Origin of the sequence: Alteromonas sp. a30, assembly GCF_026788005.1 — a bacterium.
Lineage (GTDB): Bacteria > Pseudomonadota > Gammaproteobacteria > Enterobacterales > Alteromonadaceae > Paraneptunicella.
Genome location: NZ_JABEPE010000008.1, coordinates 136,388 through 153,718, shown reverse-complemented (window position 1 = coordinate 153,718; position 17,331 = coordinate 136,388). Strand labels below are relative to the sequence as shown.

Below are 17,331 nucleotides of genomic sequence, written 5' to 3'. Positions count from 1 at the left end.
CGTTGGCGTGGTGATGGCTACCCCTGATACAGATATTTGGTGAAGATCACATCTTTGATCATAGGAGCACCGGTTTCTCTGTCCATTAACTTGCGTAATTCTTTCAAAATAGCACGGCGAATTTCTTCACGGCCAGTCAGTGATTTCACTTTCTCCTCCGGTTGGCGACCAAAAAGCTCAATAACTTTAGAGCGTAAATAAGGAGAATGGTGTTCTGCGGCCTCAATAAAAGAGCTGTCTTCTAACATTAATTCAACTGTTACTCGCACATAACCTAAACTTTGAGTGCTAGGACCAATATAATTAGTGACAATATCCGGCTCTAAACCAAAATAGGCGAAATCTGCTTTGGCAGAGGCTGACATCAGTAACATCGTGAAACAAAGCCAAAATCGTTTTTTAATTTCCATTAATTCGTCTCAATAAAGAAAAAGATGCCCATATCAAGGGCTGTCACTGAAAAAGAGCGGAAAAACATTATCAGACAGTGGTGTTCCCCGCCACGAATTATTTTAGAATAAAAAGGCGCACAACTTTAGTTTATTTTTATAACGATTTTGATTGCGCCTCAACTGCTTACAACCCAAACCCAAATGAACGTGACCTTCTATGACGCACCAAAGTTATCCTGTCGGAATTCAAGGACAGTGGCACCAACCTGAATCGGTCAATATTCCCGATGCGCATTTAAAAAACTGGTTGATGGATACGGGATCGTTAACCGAAAGGTTACAGGCATCAAGCCATCACTTTGCCGTAGAAGTGCTTGGCCATGAAGTCGCCATTATTGCTCCTGAAGAGGCCGTTCAGTTATATCAAAATAAACCTGTTCAAGAAACATACACGCCTTTGGATCAACGTACACAGGTACGCGAAGTTTTACTTAAAGGCAATCACCAAAACTGGGTGTTTGCGCGTTCGCTTATGCCACAAATCTTTATAGACGAATGTATGCAAGAATTAGGGGTGCTGGGGAATCAACCTTTAGGCAAAATTCTATTTAATGATGCTCGCTTCCAACGTTTGGATTTCGAACTTATTCAATGCCCACTCTCTCACCCTATTTGCGAAGCGTTAGGTATGGTGCCCAAACATCCGCTTTGGGGACGACGTTCATTATTTCAGTTTCAAACCCATTGCATTATGGTGTGTGAGGTGTTTTTGCCGGATTCTCCGGCGTATCGGGATATGGAGACAAAGTAATGCAGGAATCTTCGGAGCAACCACTGAAACAACCGTCTTGGCGAGGTTATTGGTTGCTAATGCGCGCAGACAAACCCATTGGCACTTACCTATTGTTGTGGCCAACATTGTGGGGCTTATGGGCTGCGGCAGACGGTTTTCCGCCGCTTTCTGTGCTGGTGGTGTTTGTGCTCGGCGTGTACTTAATGCGAGCCGCGGGCTGTGTTATCAACGATTTTGCAGACCGTAAAGTCGATGGCAAAGTGAAACGAACGAGTCAACGACCGTTGGTAACGGGCGAAGCAACCGTAAAAGGCGCGCTTTCCTTGTTCTTTGCGCTAGTGTTGGTGTCGTTTTTTTTGGTGCTAACTCAGAATATCGAAACCGTACTGATGTCGATCGTTGCCGTATTGTTGGCATTTTGCTACCCCTTTATGAAACGGTTTACCTATCTGCCTCAATTTGTTTTAGGGGCCGCGTTTAGTTGGGCAATTCCAATGGGGTGTACTGCTATTTTGGGCTCAGTGCCTTGGTGGGGGTGGCTATTATACATTGCTAATTTAGTGTGGACGGTCGCCTACGACACCATGTATGCCATGGTAGATCGCGACGACGATCTTGAAATAGGAGTTAAATCCACAGCCATATTATTCGGGCAATACGACAAACTGATAGTAGGACTGCTACAAATTCTCACGTTAGCTTTGTTGTATTGGGTTGCTGTTATCAAACAGTGGGGCAGCGTATTTTTCCTTTCTTTGCTGGTTGCGGCAGGTATGTTTATTTATCAACAATGGCTTATTCGTGCCCGTGAGCGCGATCCTTGCTTCAAGGCTTTCCTACATAATCATTACGTTGGCATGGTGATTTTTATTGGGATTTTTCTCGACTATCTATTGCGTTGAATTCAGTCCCTACCGGTGATTCTAAGCCGCAGTTCATCAAAAAGATCATTTGGAGTGTAAACGCCGCCTGCTTCCCTTTCTCAAAGGCGCTTTCGCATCCCTGCTCGCTCAGACTTTTCGTCCTGAAAAGTATGCTTTTCGAAAGTTAATCAGCCGCATGGAAGCGGCTGCGGAGCGTACAAGGAAGTATTCACAGCGAATTTGCGATAAGTCTTTACCGGTGACTGACAATTGAACACAGCTATTTAGTGTTGATGCCTTTTAATGGCAAATACTTCACTTGTTGCACGCGCTGGGCATAGCCCGGTGAAACCAAGGTGAGCAATTCCTCTTTTAGTGCCTTTGTTTCCGCATCAGGAACCAATAAACCATTACTATCTTCGCTTAGCAGGTTATTGTCACGCATCGCAGCAATAAAGGTATTCAACACGTTTTTATCGTAGAACTCCGGTGCGTTTATACCGTGTAGCATCGACATTCGTTCCGCAACTCTTTGGCTCTGTTCTTCCAATGTTGGACGAGAAATTCGCTCCACATCTTCCAATTGGCTTAACACTAAGGTGTAACGTTGAAGTGTTTCTTGTACTACACGGTTAAGTAACCAAAGCGTGTATTTCGGGTCGCCTTTGCTTTCATTAGAGCGGGGAGGTTGGGGTTCTACTAACTGACCATCGTGCTCTGCCAGTAGGCCAATGTCCAACATAGTGTCGATGAGATTGCTGGTATATTCTGCCGCTTTTTCATCCGACATATACAAGAAAAGCTCCCGTTTTAGCAGCGGATATAAACGACTAATTAATCCCGTTAATTTCTCCCGAGTGCAACCTCGTTTGCCAATGACAACAGCAGCAATCAGGCTCGGGATAGCAAACATATGTAGAATATTATTGCGGTAATAGGTAAGCGTGATGGCGATGCGACGATCTAACGAGAATACTTGCCCGAATTTATCTTCATGAATACTGAATTTACCAAGTTTAATGGTGTCTTCCAGCAGAGCGTCGGCGTCTTGCTCGGGTAATGTTGTGGAATGGCTAAATGGCGATTTACGCTGCATATCGATAAATGTTTGCATACTAAACACTAATTCTTCACGAGACAGCGTGTGTTTTTTCGCACATAACAAACACAATGCGGCGAGTGTCATACCGTTGACAGCCGCTGCACTATTAATGCGTTGAAGGATGTCGACACCCAGTCGGTTGACGGTTGGCGTAAGCCAATTAGGTTTTGCGCCGTCTTGTACAAGTTCACGGCCTTCTCGCCAATTCGGTGTTACATCATCTAAATACTGGCTTAAATTAATCGGGTCGCCAAAATTAAGGAATCCATGACCATAGTTCTTTAAGTTACGAATAGCCGAGAAGATTTGGGTAAAGGATTCTTTTTGTTTTTTCGTCCCTTTCAGCTCTTTCAAATAAGTGCTGACTTCCATAACATGCTCATAACCAATGTACACTGGCACGATGCTAATAGGGCGGTTCACGCCTTTTAATAGCGCTTGCACAGTCATGGCTAGCATTCCGGTTTTTGGTGGAAGTAAACGCCCCGTGCGACTTCTGCCTCCTTCAGCATAATACTTGACTGAGTAGCCGCGCTTGAATAGTTGCTCAAGGTATTCCCGGAAAACCGCAGTATAAAGTTTGTTACCGCCAAAGGTGCGGCGAATAAAGAATGCGCCACCACGGCGGAAAATACCGCCAATCGGCCAAAAATTAAGGTTAATACCGGCGGCGATGTAAGGTGTCATTAAACCCTCGTGATAAATCACATAAGTAAGAAGCAGGTAATCCATGTGACTGCGATGACATGGAACGTAAACGATTTCGTGACCATTGCGCGCAAGTTCGCGAACTTTATCTGCATGATGTACGTTAATTCCGTTATAAATTTTATTCCAGACTTTAGTTAAAACACGGTCAAGTAAACGAATCAAAGTGCTGTTGTAGTCGGCTGCAATTTCTTCAATGTACTTTTGTGCGCGTGCTTTGGCTTCTTGCAGCGGGACTTTCTCAGCTTCTTCTTGAATGGCTGCTTTAACAGCATCAGCGCCCAGAACGCCGTTAAATAATTCGGTTCTGTGTAATAGACGAGGGCCTGTCATGGCTTGCTGTTTGCGCACAAAATGCGTTCGTGCTAGGCGCACCAGTTTGTGAGCGAGTCGTTCGTCCGACTCTTTAGACATGGTACTAACCATATTGCGGGAAGATACCGCACGACTAAACCCAACCACGTTATCGCGACCTAAAAACAGCACAATGAAGAATTTCCGTAGCCAGCCGGGAGAGTTTCGCATGGTGAGTAAATCGCTCCAGCCTTTGCTTTGTTTTTCGGGATCGCGTCCCCAAAAAATCGAGACAGGAACAATTTGAATATCAAGATTTTCATCTAACCGATGCAGCTTGAACATTTCTGCACTGTTGCGCGCTAAATCAGATAATTTACGACCATTTGAGAAAAATGAACGTGGCTTGTCCACGAACAATGTCGCTGGGGTTTTTGTGCCTGCGAGGTTGATTGCCTTGAAAGGATTGGGAAGTCCAAGCTTTTTGGTGACTAGCTCAAGAGCAATCAAGTCCGTGGCAGAGTCAGACTTCAACAAATAAATGATAGGTTTGTCTTTAGATATACCTAATTCGCCTTCAAGGTCGGCAGGCGTGTGATTTGCTTTTAGTAAAAAGCGAGTAGGATGTTTAATAATTTGTAGAAATAATTTACGGAAATCCAGCATTTAAAAAGCCCGTTTCTTAAGACGCGCGCATTCTAACACGCTCATAATGCACCTGTGTAATGCCAATGTGAATAAATTGTAAGTGTAAAATACCGGCATGTAACACAAGTCATGAACCACAAGATCCCCTGTTAGACCTTCATTAGTACAATTAATTTCAAATAAATGTTTGTCAATCTGGTTGTTGGGTGACATTTAGCGTTTGAGTTTTTAATTTGACTGTATATACTACCAGTAAAACTGTATGAAATAACAGGCTGTTTATGCGTCCACTAACTCCCCGTCAGGAACAAGTTTTAGAACTTATTAAAAGCACCATTTCAGATACTGGAATGCCGCCAACTCGGGCTGAAATTGCCCGGCAGCTTGGGTTTCGTTCAGCCAATGCTGCCGAAGAACACTTAAAAGCGCTGGCCCGAAAAGGCGTTATCGAGGTGTTGCCAGGTACTTCTCGTGGTATCAAATTAAATGTACCGCTCGACGATCACGCCGAAGATGAAGGGCTTCCTTTAATTGGGCGCGTTGCAGCAGGTGAGCCGATTCTGGCGCAAGAGCATATCGAATCTCATTTCCAAATCGATCCGGGCTTCTTTCATCCCAAAGCCGATTATTTACTGCGCGTAAACGGCGAAAGTATGCGCGACATAGGCATTATGGATGGCGACCTACTTGCTGTGCATAGAACAACTGACGTTAGAAATGGTCAAGTCGTGGTAGCACGGGTTGGCGAAGACGTTACCGTGAAGCGTTTTGAGCGCAAAGGCGACGAGATTCTACTTCACGCAGAGAATGAGGAATTTAAGCCAATTCATGTTGATCTAACAACGCAGTATTTTGAAATTGAAGGCTTAGCTGTTGGCGTAATGCGGAATAATGCCTTGATGTAACCTTGCCTTATTGCTTGAGTTAACTAATTTTTTGAGCGGGCTTTCATAATTGGAAGCCCGTTTTTGTTTCCAGCGGTTTGTGTGAAGCTTTGAAAGGTTAAAGCAAGCCAAAGTCGCTCAAGGTATCGTACTTTTTAAAGAGCGCTCGCTCAAATTTGCATTCAGAAAAGTATGCTTTGTCTTGCTCCAATCCTTCCAAATCTTTTTAGATCTGCGCTAACCCTTGGTTCACATGAAAACCCTAGGGGTCTAGCGCATACTAAATTCATATTAAAAACAGAGGTTTATAGTTTTTGGTTAAAATTTGGACGCCGAAAAAGTGCGTAAAATTCGAGGTTAGCGCAAAATGCCATTTCGCCCCTTGCCACTTCTGGCTTGCAGAAGGGGCAGTCGCTCCCTTCGCGGGAGCGTGGATTGAAACGGTTAACCCTTTGTCCCATGAGTTAGAACCAAAATGTCGCTCCCTTCGCGGGAGCGTGGATTGAAACTTGTTTCCCTTGGTGCGGTACTGGTCGGAACCTTGTCGCTCCCTTCGCGGGAGCGTGGATTGAAACCACAAACTCAAGCCAGCAAATATCCTAAGTCCAGTCGCTCCCTTCGCGGGAGCGTGGATTGAAACTTGCTGAGCTTCGTTTGCAAACCGCTTCGAGGCGTCGCTCCCTTCGCGGGAGCGTGGATTGAAACACAAGGTTTGATTCGCTCTTGCTGTTACGGCCTCGTCGCTCCCTTCGCGGGAGCGTGGATTGAAACATACCTTGGGCAGAGCGTGGAAGAGCAAAAAGAAGTCGCTCCCTTCGCGGGAGCGTGGATTGAAACTGAAACGTTTAGTGTTAATCCCTCGCTAGAACAGTCGCTCCCTTCGCGGGAGCGTGGATTGAAACTTAAAGCCGCGCCAAATTGGCGCAACGTTTTATTGTCGCTCCCTTCGCGGGAGCGTGGATTGAAACATTTGAACCATCCGATGAGAGAAATCCACCTAAAAGTCGCTCCCTTCGCGGGAGCGTGGATTGAAACATCAATTTGAGGTAGGTTTTTGATTTGTGCTAAAGTCGCTCCCTTCGCGGGAGCGTGGATTGAAACATCATTTTGCTTTTGAAGCCGCTGCCGTGGTCCGTCGCTCCCTTCGCGGGAGCGTGGATTGAAACTTCGATATTAAATCCGGTGAAAAGCTTGAGGAATGTCGCTCCCTTCGCGGGAGCGTGGATTGAAACGCTCTGGTCGATAGAGCCTGTGTTATTGGCGTTGTCGCTCCCTTCGCGGGAGCGTGGATTTATCCTCAGAAGCGATGAGTGATATGCCCTTTTAAAACGCTCCGAGACAGGATGTCGAGGTGCAGCGGTCATGGATGACGAAAAGCGTGTTTTAAAAGGGTATTCACTTAGCGCAGAAGCACCACTTAGCGCAGTTGCTTAGTTTCGATAATAGCGCTGATTTGAGGTGCTCACTTAGCACAGTTCACCAAATTCAGAGCGATACGTTGCAGTAAAAACTAAATAATCATCGGCGACTTAAACGCATCAAAAGCAGGCTTCGCACCATGATGTTCCACCTTTTTCTGACCATTCTTCCCTAACTTATAAAACCGCAAACTATCAACAGAAGCATCGTAGGCCGCGAACAACTCCTCCTGCAATCGCACCCACTGCGCTGGGTCCACATCACACTCAAAAACAGAATACTGCACGCGAATACCGTAATCTTGACAAATCTTCGCAATGTTCCTTAAACGCCGTTTACCGCCTTCCGTTTCAAAACTCACATCATAAGTAATCAAAACCAACATAATTCCAGCCTCCTAGCGCGATAAAAACGGCGGGTATTGCGCCATATCACCACGTAAATGCCGTGCCAATAACATGGCTTGAATGTGCGGTAACAAACCAATTTCCACCTTCTCGTTTAAAAATGGGTGAGTGATCACTTCCTGCTTACGTTGCTGTAGAGTAGCAAAAAGCAACTTGCGCGCATCATCTGTTAAACGAACCGCGCCGCTAACTTCCGTGGTGAAGTCTTTGGGCTTTAGCTGCCCTTTATTAATTAAAGATAGCACCAAACTATCCGCCAAATACGCGCGTAATTCTTCAAGCAAATCTTGCGACAAACTGTCTCGTCCCGGCCTGTCGGCATGTAAAAAGCCGACCTGCGGATCTAACCCTACAGCGTGCAACGCGCCCGAAATATCTTGGCCTATCACCGAGTACACCATCGAAAGCAGTGCGTTTATTGCATCTTTCGGTGGGCGTCGGTTACGCCCATTAAAGGCGAAGTTTTTGTGTAAATCGTCGCGGATCAAATACTGAAAAACCGAAAAATACTGTGCGGCTGCGTCACCTTCGATGCCGCGAATTTGTTCTAAAGATTGCGCGTTTTTCACTTGCTCAATGGAAAAGGCTAAGCCAGAAACCACATTTGCCATTGCAGGGTGGTCGCCATGATTACGTAAACGGCGTTGAAGCAGCTTTCGAGCATTTTGCATTTTGGCAGCAATGATGTTTTTTGCGATGTTTTCCGGATCGCTATCACTTAAGCGATACTGCGCACGGCGCAACAAAACATTGCCCGAAACCCTTCCTTGAATACGCGCCTGATAACGACCAAATAGGTCAAAATAGGCGAGGTTCACGTCATTTTCGCAGCAATGTTGCATTAAACTCGGCGACACTTTTGCCTGCCCAAAACAGTAAATGTGCCCAATCGTGTGAATAGGAATTTTCAGCAGCGTGGCTTTTTCTTCTTTGATAACAATCGCTTCGCGTTCTTTGTGGGCGTATAGCGTGTCCCGAGTCAGATAAAGCGTATTTTGAAGCTTTTTCATGGTGTATTTCGGCCTGATTATTCTGGGTCGAACAGCCTTTGCACATACTGCGAACTTGTGTCTTTGGCGAGTATTTTAGGGTTGCATATGTCGATGAGAGAACAGGCGTTACAGCGCTTTTCAAACACGGGACGAGGCAAGGTTGAACACGAAAAAAGCGCTTTTACCTTGTCGATAACATCCAACGTTTGTTGGCGTAATGCATCGTCGAAGGGAACGTCTAATCGATGCCGCGTTTCCCAATACCACAAGCAGCCTTGCGCGATGGTTTGCTGAGTCATTTCTTCCAAGCATAACCCTTGTGCGCAAAGCTGAATTTTGTCCCAATTACCGGGCTTTTCCTTGCCTTTTTTGTATTCGACAGGGGTGAGTTGCCCTGTTTTCAAGTCCTTTTCGACAAGATCCAATTTGCCGGTGATGCCCAATTTCTCCGCGCTCACCATTACCGCGCGCTCAAAGCGCACACCTTTGCGCGTTTCCGGCTCGCCACTGTCTACACGCTTGTGCAAACGGTTGCCAGTGGCGGTCAGGAAGTTGTCTGCCCACGCTTGCTCGTTATGAATTAACGCACATTGGCGCGGACAAAACGCATAGTGCTGCAGCGCCGATAAAGGAATGAGGCGAAGATCGGGCATTAGTTAATTGCTCTTAGTCATTAACAATTAAAAACCCGCAATGACTTCGGTTTTTAAGTCAGGGAAAGCGGTAACAAGGGAGTCTTGAATGCTGCCTTGTGTGAGCGCTTTGCCTTGTTCAATGTGCTCTCTTAATGCGCGATGTACTTTTGCCGAGGAATGCTGACCAGATTTGCTGTTGTGTTTCCACCAAACGAGGTATTCAACCGCCATGCTACCTTCCGGTCTGGCAGAGGAAGCATCACCTTCGAATAATTTAGGGAGTACATTTTTTAACGCTTCGGCATCTTCTAAATTGAATCCAGTTTTTTCAGCAAGTTGAGGTGACATTGCGCCGTAAGCAACGTAAGTGGCATCATCAACGCGATGTTTCATGCCCATTGTATCTGAGCCTTTCTTCTCTCCATTACCTTCACCACTGACGCTTTTGGTAATTTGCGTGCTGGTTACGCTTACAGGCTCAATACTGAACGCGGAGTGTAAAGAAACGGGACCTCGAATTGGAATTGAGCAACCTTCACCTTTTTTGTCGCCTTTGTAAGCGAAGATTTGACCAAAAGCGCGCACATCAAACCATTTCTCGCTAGCGTCTTTGATTGTTTTCTCGATAGGCGTTTTTTTAGAATTGAATGCATCTTTCCCTAAACCGAATTCATCGGAATATGCACGGTTTTGTAAACTCGTCATTCCGTCGGTTTTGCTTTCATCCGACTGTACAAAAATCGCTTCTCCTGCATCTTGCAAGCGATCTCGAATTTTACGTTTTAAGCACACATCGGAAATCTCGCCAAAACCTGCGTAGTCGGTGCGCGGGCGATTGCCGTTTAGTGGGTCGCCATTTGGGTTGGCGTTTTTCACAGTAAAAATCAGGGCAAAATCAATTTTGTTTTCTAGGCTCATGAGTTGGTTCTCCTTAAAATTCCGTATTATTCGGCAGCGGTTGTGGTTTCAGTTTCGGCGTTGGTGTCGGGTGTGTCTTTTTTACTGCTACGCAATGCCATTCTTTGGCAGTGGAACCCAAGTAAATACTCGCCTGTGAGTGGTGAATCATTAGTAAAATCGGTGTCTTCAAATGCACTGGTTATTTCGTCTAAGTCCATTTTTCGGTTGTGAATAAAGCCTTCTCTGCTAACGGTAAGTTGCTGAATATAAGGCTGAATTTGTCGGTAAAGCGTATTCCATGTACTAAAAGGTCGCTGAGAAAAGCGCTGCATTAAGCGTGCTGCGGTAGTTGTTCGTTTTACCCCTGCAACATAAAGCGCGGTTTCTTCAATTTTTTCAGCTACGGCGAGTAAGCGACCGTATAAATAATCTCGTGAGCGATTGTCTTTGTTCAAGCTCATGGTGCATTCCTTTTGTTTGGATTTTTTAGGTTGGCGATTGGGGTGGTGGAATCCTCGGTATAATGCGCAGGCAACGCCTAAATTGCGCTCCCACTCCCAATACTCCCCGCTATTTGGATTGCTCGCCCGGTTAACCGCGAGATTGACTAAATCTTCTGGAAAAGGGCGACCCTCAATAATGCAAGGCATAATCCTTTCATTTAGGTTCTTTTTCAGCGTTTCGTTGCTTTTTACAATGTTGCCGTAGGTGGTCTGCAGAATGCTCCACGGTGAAGGTGCGCTGGGTATCCATCGCGTAACAGACTTGGGCTTTTTCCCTTCCTGTTCTTCTTCTTTGGTAATGCGTTGCGGCCACGCAAATTCACTGTGCCAACGCTCAATCATTTGCACGTATTCTTTGGCGCGAAAATCTCGGTAATACACAATGCCCATTCGGCCCGGAGTGGCTGAATCCAGTGCCATGATGCAAACTGTTTCATCGGGTTCAAGGGCGTTTTTACCTTGCCAATAACCTTTCATGTAACGTTGTAGTTGAGCTGCAAATTGCTGGCCTAGGTCTATGGTGAGGTCAACCGTGGCATCTTCATGATTCGCTGACTGATCAGCATTATCGCTGTCGAAGTCATCCCAATCATCAAGATCGACGGTGCTGGTCATCGCTGGCAGTGAGTCTTTACCAGATATAGCCCATACAACAATGGCTTGGTCGCCATTTCTGCCTTTGGGCTGGCGATCTATTAGCCAGCGAAGCGCATTATGTGCTTTTTGCGTTACTTCAACACTGACGTTAGAAGCTTGTGAGTCACTTTCAAAGCGTCCTCGGTAGGTAAAGCCGGAACTATCGTTGGCGGAAATGAGTTTGGCTTTATCGCCAGTATGGCGCAGTTTAGCGGGGTGGTTACTGGCAATAGGTTTGATTTCACCAGTAATAAAACACATGGATTGTTTGCCAGCATTGATTGCGTCAAAGTCAATCCAACGTTGTTGAACATCGGGGTGCAACCATGTTTCAGAAGGTAAATCACCATCGTTTTCAACTGTCCAGCATACCAAAGCGTTACCTTGGTCTAGCTTTCCTGCTTCTTTTGGTAAGGCTTTGAAAAGTGTCGGGACAGGGTTTTCCTCAGTGACTTCGTAAGGCCATGTAGTGAGCAGTGTGTTTTCATCATCAACATAACAAACTTTGGCTTTAATAAGGTCGCTAATAACGGAACCTTTAGATATGTAATTTAGCACTGCTTGTATTTTGGGGTGAGCAAACTCCGAATCACACCACGTTTTTAATTGTTCTTGGTAGCTAGCGAAGTAGTGCTTTTTTTGTCCGCCAAAACTTGCATAGTCCCCGGCTACGTATTGTAGCTTGTCGGCTAAGGGATGGGGCGCTTCGCCGCTGCTTCGGCCTGCGGATTTTTCTGTGGCAGGTAGAACAACCTGAAACTTCTCTTTAGGATTGGCGCGAACGAAGTTGCCTAACTTGTCTATTACAATTTCAATATGCGCATTTTGAAGTGTGTGGCTAATGGGCATTGGCTTTTGATCTTCATCTAGATCAAGTGTCATGCCTCTTTCGTAGGTGTCGTAAAGGCGTTGCATCCAGCTCATAGAGGCTTCTCCAACTGACTTTCTAACACTTCAACATGGGTCATGTTGGCGTCGATATCGAAGGCTTTGGCTGCCATGTTTCGAACGAAGTGGCGGTGATCGCAATCTTCTGGACGGGGAAACTGAATTTCACCATGTTGCATTTTGGCGTGCCAGAATCGGGAATGCATCTCTTCTGTTCCGGTTTCGTCTGGGTAGTCGAAACCATGAAACATCATGCCAAAACTTAATTCATCCAAGTCATCATAAGGGCTATCGCCTTCGCCATATTCGCAAGGCTCAACGTAGCCTTGGCAGTCTCTTGTACCGAGGAAAATGTCTTGTCGCCCGCCTTTTTCTAACATGCGTTTAGCAATAGAAAAGTGTTTGCCATCAATACGGTCTTTTTCTAACTCTGGGCGATGTTCGTTCCATTCAAAGTGCGCTTTCACTTGGTATTCAACATCGTGAAGGAAGGTATAAATGGCAAGGCTATTGCCACCGTTCCACACTAATGGCTTAGTGCCTTTGGTTTGTGTGCGAATCGACTTCATTACTCGCACTTTATCGACATGCCAAATAAGTGTTGGCTTCCAATAAATGGATTTAAGCACGCCTTTTAATGCCTCGTAGGTAGGGATATGGTATGTGCATTTTTCCCCGCCAACTTTGGTTATTGGGTCGGTGAATAAGGCATACCTTCCCGACAGTTTAAAACTGATTTCGTTTTTCATTTTGCAGTCCTTACTTGTTCTCCCACCATGAAAGTATCGTTGTAACTATTTGCATCGATCTCTCTAGCGCGAGTTCGATTACCCAACTGATACGTTCAAATTTTCTCAATACATCAAATACTTTGAAGCCTTTATCCCAGAGAACTAAGACGGATACTGCTGTCCTTACTGCGTTCTTGAGTTTCTTCAACCAATGTTTCATTAGTTAATTCCCCTCGAACTTTAATTTGTCGAAGGGATAATATGATCATTACTTTTCTAAAACAACTTCAAACCTATAAATATTGTGAGTTTATAATCAAAGGCGTTTTACTTAGCTCTACTTATGTTCGACAATACCCGCTTCGTAACCAGTGAACTCTCTGGTTACGTGGATTGAAATAAACCTATAAACATTGTTGATAGGTAACGGCACCCCTAGTGGGTGCCACTTTATAAAGAGAAGTCACTCATTTTTCCTACTACTTCTGTACTTAACCCAAACGCTTCGTGGTAATAACGTTCGGTTAGATAGAAAATGCCTTCCCCTTGTATTTCTTCGATTGCGTTTTCTTGTTCCAATTGTTTCCACACGTTAGGAAACACATTGACTGAATATTGTTGTGCGCTTCTAAGTAATTCGTAAAAGCGGGTTGCGTTAAACTCTTTTGCTACTGATAACAGCTCCGAGATAATTTCAACGCCTTTACCATGCTCAATAATAAGTGCGCGGGTTGGAGCGTCGATGGCTTCAAATTGTTTTCCTGCATCCATGAAAGCATGTCTCATAAGCGGTACTTTTTTGTGCTTTTCTCGTGAATCAGGCACAAGGCAACGTTTTCTGTTGCTTAATAAATCCAGCAGATTGTCCATGCTCGTTTTATCGCCAATTGGGTAAGCCATATCGTTAGAGCGGTTATAGTAGTATTCCTTGAAATATTGTTTGATTGCCGCAGGGCAAAGAGGGTCGTCGTAGCCAGCGTTTAACACCGAAAGCGCCTTTTCTTTTCCAGCTTCGATGTCGGGCAGTAAGTCGGTTTTTTCCTTAAAAGGGTTAACGATGAATACGTTACCTTTTCTTTGAATTCCATTTGCGTCTTTTAATTTTCCAGAGCGGTTACAGCGCCCAGCCGCTTGAGCAATGCTATCTAGCCCTGCGAGGAAGCGAATTGCACTGGCAAAATCAACGTCGACGCCCGCCTCTATTAGTTGTGTTGATATGCATAGCACTGGCAACTTGTTTGCTAAACGCGTTTTGATTTCTTCCAATAATGCTTTCCTGTGTATTGGATATTGGTTTGTGCTGAGATGAAATAGTGCACCCGAGTCGACTTGTTCTGCACATGCGTTATAAAGATTTTTGGCCCAGTTCTTGGTGTTCACAATAACAAGGCAACTGCCTTCTTGGGCAAACTGCTGTGTAGCGAGTTCGGTGAGTTCTTCTAAGCTCCAGCCGCCAGCTTTGCATTCATTGTGTATTTCCACTCTTTGAAGTTGCTGGTAGTAACGTTGGTAGTCGCCAATAATTTCACTATGTTCTGAGAGTGCTAACATGCCCCTTTCCGAGCGTTTTAATTCGTTTAAACCCGGTTGTGTGGCGGTACACAACACCACAGTGGTTTGGCAATAATGGGTTAAAAAGTTGATAGCGTTGCAGAACATATGTGTGCATTTAATGGGCAAGGTTTGTGCTTCATCAAAGATAACAACGCTCTTTGCCAGCTGGTGTAACCTGCGAGCCGACTTTGTACCACCTGCAAACATCGCTTCTAACAGTTGAACCGAGGTGGTGAGGACTATAGGGGAGTCCCAATTTTCCGATACTAACTTGCTATGCCATGTTTGTTTATCAGGTTCTAAATTTGAGTGATGCTCAAGCACCCATGATTGTAGCTCTGCATCATCTTCAAAGGCTTTGCGAATAGCTTGTGCGTTTTGCTCAATGATGGAGGTGTAAGGAATAACAAAAATGATGCGATCAAGCAGATGCGTTTTAGCATGGTGCAATGCATAGCGTAAGCTAGCATAGGTTTTACCGCCCCCTGTAGGTACGGTTAGTGTGTATAACCCTTGAGGTTTTGATGCATGGTTTAAACACTGCTCGGAGATTTCCGCTCGTATTTTATTAACGTAATGTTCCTGATCGCTGAACTTAGCGATAAATGCTTCAAGGGCGTTAATGGGCCGTGTCCAATCAACAGGTTGCGTGTTTTGTTCTCTTTGTTCTTTTCTTTCTGGTTCTTCAAATTCAGCGCTGTTCAATCTGTCGGCATCAATTAGGCAACTAAATAAGAATCGCGTGAGAAAACCAAGGTGAAATTGCGCTTGTTGGCTTTTGTATGGTTTCCCCAACTCGCCAAAGTGGGCATTAAATTGATTTGTGAAGCCGATCACTTCTTTTATCAGATCAACGCTTAGTAGCTTATCGGCGACTTGTAATATTTCGGCATCGGCTTTTTCTATGCATTCTTGGAGATGTGTATCATCGTCTATCTTATTGATACGTTTGAAGAATGTTAGGGTATTATCCATGCCAATGATGTTAATTAACCCACTGTGATGGGACGCGATGCAAATGCCAAGCATCTGGCCGACTAATTCCCCGTACCCTTTGTTTTGTGCTAATTGAGATAACTTTTGATAAAGGTACTGAGCGCCAGCGGTAGAGTGATCAACTTTTCCTTTTAGTTTGCCTGAATCCACCCATTCGTCTTCATCTGGATTAATTCGACCTTCTGCGGAATTTATGTAGCTCTGAAATTTTTGCGCATATTTACCGAAGTCGTGTAGTAACCCCAGTATTAATCCCGCATTTTTCAAACCAATTTTGTTTGCAAATTGAGCTGAGAAGTAGCTGGTTTCACTTAAATGATCTTTTAGATATTGAACATTTCCTTGTTTATTTATATGAGCTACATATTCTTTCATTGGTTCCTGAGTCCTTTATTTTTCACTTAAAACACCACTCTGGGAATATTTACCCTCAATCCGTATATAAAATAGGTCTTATTTATGTCCTTTTTTAAGTGGTGAAAATTGTGGTCTAGCGCATCTTGGCTGTCAATTAAAAAGTGTTTATTTATACACTTTCTTTTCTGGGAAAGGTGTAATCAAAAAAAGTTTGGTACGACTTCTGTACGAAAAAATATCTCTTTATTTCCTTGAAAATTGAACATTACCTGCTTTACTCAATTTACAAGGTGTTAACAAATATCGATTTTTTAGGGTAAGTCGGACGATTGAAGTGCTTGTTGGAACAGTGACGATCCGTGGTTACAAGCCTTTGTTTATTTCTTGCCTTCGTTAACACAGCTTCTACTCAAAAATAAAGTAAACCTAAATATATAAAATGGGGAAGTGGGGGGATTTAGCGCGTGTCTGGACTCAACTTGTTTAGCTTGAGGCTTTTGCTCGTGGTGTTTGCATTGCCTGTTTGGGCAGCAGACCAACAGCAACGAGAGCCTTATCAATTGAATCTGCGTCAAGGGGTGACTGACATTAGTCATCAAGTTTATGACTTACACATGATCATTCTCACGATTTGTGCGGTGATCGGTGTAGTTGTTTTCGGTGTGATGCTGTATTCCATCCTGTTCCATCGAAAATCCCAAGGTGCTAAGCCTGCAAATTTTCATGAAAGTGTGAAAATTGAAGTTGCTTGGACCGTTGTGCCTTTTCTCATCCTGATGTTTATGGCTGTGCCTGCCGCTCGTACGTTAATCGCAATGGAGGATGCCAGTGCGGCAGATGTATCTGTTGTGGTGACAGGTTCTCAATGGAAGTGGCATTACAAGTACCGTGATCACGATATTGAGTTCTATTCCCTGCTTGCTACGCCGCGTGAGCAAATTAATAACAAGCTCAAAAAAGGTGAAAACTACCTGCTTGAAGTCGATAGGCCGTTGGTTATTCCTACCGATCGAAAAGTTCGTTTCTTAATTACGTCTGATGACGTAATTCATTCTTGGTGGGTTCCTGATTTTGCCGTTAAAAAAGATGCTAATCCGGGCTTTATTAATGAAGCTTGGACGCGCGTCAATAAACCCGGTATTTATCGGGGTCAGTGCGCTGAACTGTGCGGAAAAGATCATGGTTTTATGCCAGTTGTGGTGATTGCAAAAGAGCCCGCAGAGTATGCGAAATGGGTGGAAGAGCAGGAATTAGTGCGTCGTAAAGCGAAGGAAGAAGAACAACGACTTTTGGCAATGAATATGGATATGGATGAGTTGATGACAGTCGGCGAGAAGGTTTATATGAAGGCTTGTGCAGTTTGCCATATGCCAAATGGCGAAGGTTTGCCGGGGGCTTTTCCTGCACTTAAAGGCAGTAGTATTGCGTTGAATAATAAAGCCAAGCATATCGATATTGTGGTGAATGGCGTTTCTGGAACGGCGATGGCGTCTTTTGCTAAGCAATTGTCGCTGAAAGAAATAGCCGCGGTTATTACCTATGAGCGCAATGCGTGGGGCAATAACACAGGTGAAACGGTGCAGGCGAAAGATGTAAACGCCGTGGTTAATGGCATTTAGGAGGCGCGGC

13 protein-coding genes and 1 CRISPR repeat array are annotated in these 17,331 nt (G+C 44.7%); of the genes, 4 read left to right on the top strand and 9 right to left on the bottom strand.

The window, feature by feature from the left end:
• Nucleotides 1-17: 17 nt before the first annotated feature.
• Nucleotides 18-374, bottom strand: coding sequence for a flagellar basal body-associated protein FliL (locus HJG39_RS09990; RefSeq protein ID WP_268408975.1), 357 nt, complete (start codon nt 372-374; stop codon nt 18-20).
• A gap of 235 nt (nt 375-609) precedes the next feature.
• Here HJG39_RS09990 and HJG39_RS09985 point away from each other — a divergent pair, with 235 nt between their 5' ends.
• Entirely contained in the window at nt 610-1,203 is a 594-nt protein-coding gene (locus tag HJG39_RS09985) for a chorismate--pyruvate lyase family protein (protein ID WP_268408890.1), read from the top strand.
• Nucleotides 1,203-2,087 carry a 4-hydroxybenzoate octaprenyltransferase gene (ubiA, locus tag HJG39_RS09980; protein ID WP_268408888.1) on the top strand — a complete coding sequence of 295 codons (885 nt, stop codon included), beginning with the start codon at nt 1,203-1,205 and terminating at the stop codon, nt 2,085-2,087. The genes HJG39_RS09985 and ubiA overlap by 1 nt, the downstream gene beginning before the upstream one ends.
• 241 nt (nt 2,088-2,328) lie before the next feature.
• On the opposite strand, the gene plsB is transcribed toward ubiA, so the two are convergent.
• On the bottom strand, nt 2,329-4,818 hold the full coding sequence (gene plsB, locus HJG39_RS09975) for a glycerol-3-phosphate 1-O-acyltransferase PlsB (protein ID WP_268408887.1): 2,490 nt from the start codon (nt 4,816-4,818) through the stop codon (nt 2,329-2,331).
• A gap of 263 nt (nt 4,819-5,081) precedes the next feature.
• Here plsB and lexA point away from each other — a divergent pair, with 263 nt between their 5' ends.
• On the top strand, nt 5,082-5,705 hold the full coding sequence (gene lexA, locus HJG39_RS09970; RefSeq protein ID WP_268408885.1) for a transcriptional repressor LexA: 624 nt from the start codon (nt 5,082-5,084) through the stop codon (nt 5,703-5,705).
• 389 nt (nt 5,706-6,094) lie between these two features.
• A CRISPR array of direct repeats spans nt 6,095-6,981; the repeat unit is 32 nt; unit sequence GTCGCTCCCTTCGCGGGAGCGTGGATTGAAAC.
• Between the two features lie 213 nt (nt 6,982-7,194).
• On the opposite strand, the gene cas2 is transcribed toward lexA, so the two are convergent.
• The 7 genes from cas2 to cas3 form a co-directional block, all read right to left on the bottom strand.
• Nucleotides 7,195-7,488 carry a CRISPR-associated endonuclease Cas2 gene (gene cas2 / locus HJG39_RS09965; RefSeq protein ID WP_268408883.1) on the bottom strand — a complete coding sequence of 98 codons (294 nt, stop codon included), beginning with the start codon at nt 7,486-7,488 and terminating at the stop codon, nt 7,195-7,197.
• Between the two features lie 12 nt (nt 7,489-7,500).
• The gene (cas1c, locus tag HJG39_RS09960) at nt 7,501-8,520 is read right to left on the bottom strand and encodes a type I-C CRISPR-associated endonuclease Cas1c (RefSeq protein ID WP_268408881.1); all 1,020 of its coding nucleotides are present in this window, start codon (nt 8,518-8,520) and stop codon (nt 7,501-7,503) included.
• A gap of 17 nt (nt 8,521-8,537) precedes the next feature.
• On the bottom strand, nt 8,538-9,155 hold the full coding sequence (cas4, locus tag HJG39_RS09955) for a CRISPR-associated protein Cas4 (RefSeq protein WP_268408879.1): 618 nt from the start codon (nt 9,153-9,155) through the stop codon (nt 8,538-8,540).
• A gap of 27 nt (nt 9,156-9,182) precedes the next feature.
• On the bottom strand, nt 9,183-10,055 hold the full coding sequence (cas7c, locus tag HJG39_RS09950) for a type I-C CRISPR-associated protein Cas7/Csd2 (protein WP_268408877.1): 873 nt from the start codon (nt 10,053-10,055) through the stop codon (nt 9,183-9,185).
• 26 nt (nt 10,056-10,081) lie between these two features.
• On the bottom strand, nt 10,082-12,100 hold the full coding sequence (gene cas8c / locus HJG39_RS09945; protein WP_268408875.1) for a type I-C CRISPR-associated protein Cas8c/Csd1: 2,019 nt from the start codon (nt 12,098-12,100) through the stop codon (nt 10,082-10,084).
• Nucleotides 12,097-12,813, bottom strand: a complete 717-nt coding sequence (gene cas5c / locus HJG39_RS09940; protein ID WP_268408873.1) for a type I-C CRISPR-associated protein Cas5c — start codon at nt 12,811-12,813, stop codon at nt 12,097-12,099. Before cas5c ends, cas8c begins: the two co-directional genes overlap by 4 nt.
• 432 nt (nt 12,814-13,245) lie before the next feature.
• Nucleotides 13,246-15,720: a CRISPR-associated helicase Cas3' gene (gene cas3, locus HJG39_RS09935; RefSeq protein ID WP_268408871.1), complete on the bottom strand. Its 2,475-nt coding sequence runs from the start codon at nt 15,718-15,720 to the stop codon at nt 13,246-13,248.
• A gap of 470 nt (nt 15,721-16,190) precedes the next feature.
• Between cas3 and coxB the strand changes: the two genes are divergently transcribed.
• On the top strand, nt 16,191-17,321 hold the full coding sequence (coxB, locus tag HJG39_RS09930) for a cytochrome c oxidase subunit II (protein WP_442781020.1): 1,131 nt from the start codon (nt 16,191-16,193) through the stop codon (nt 17,319-17,321).
• The last annotated feature ends 10 nt before the right edge of the window (nt 17,322-17,331 follow it).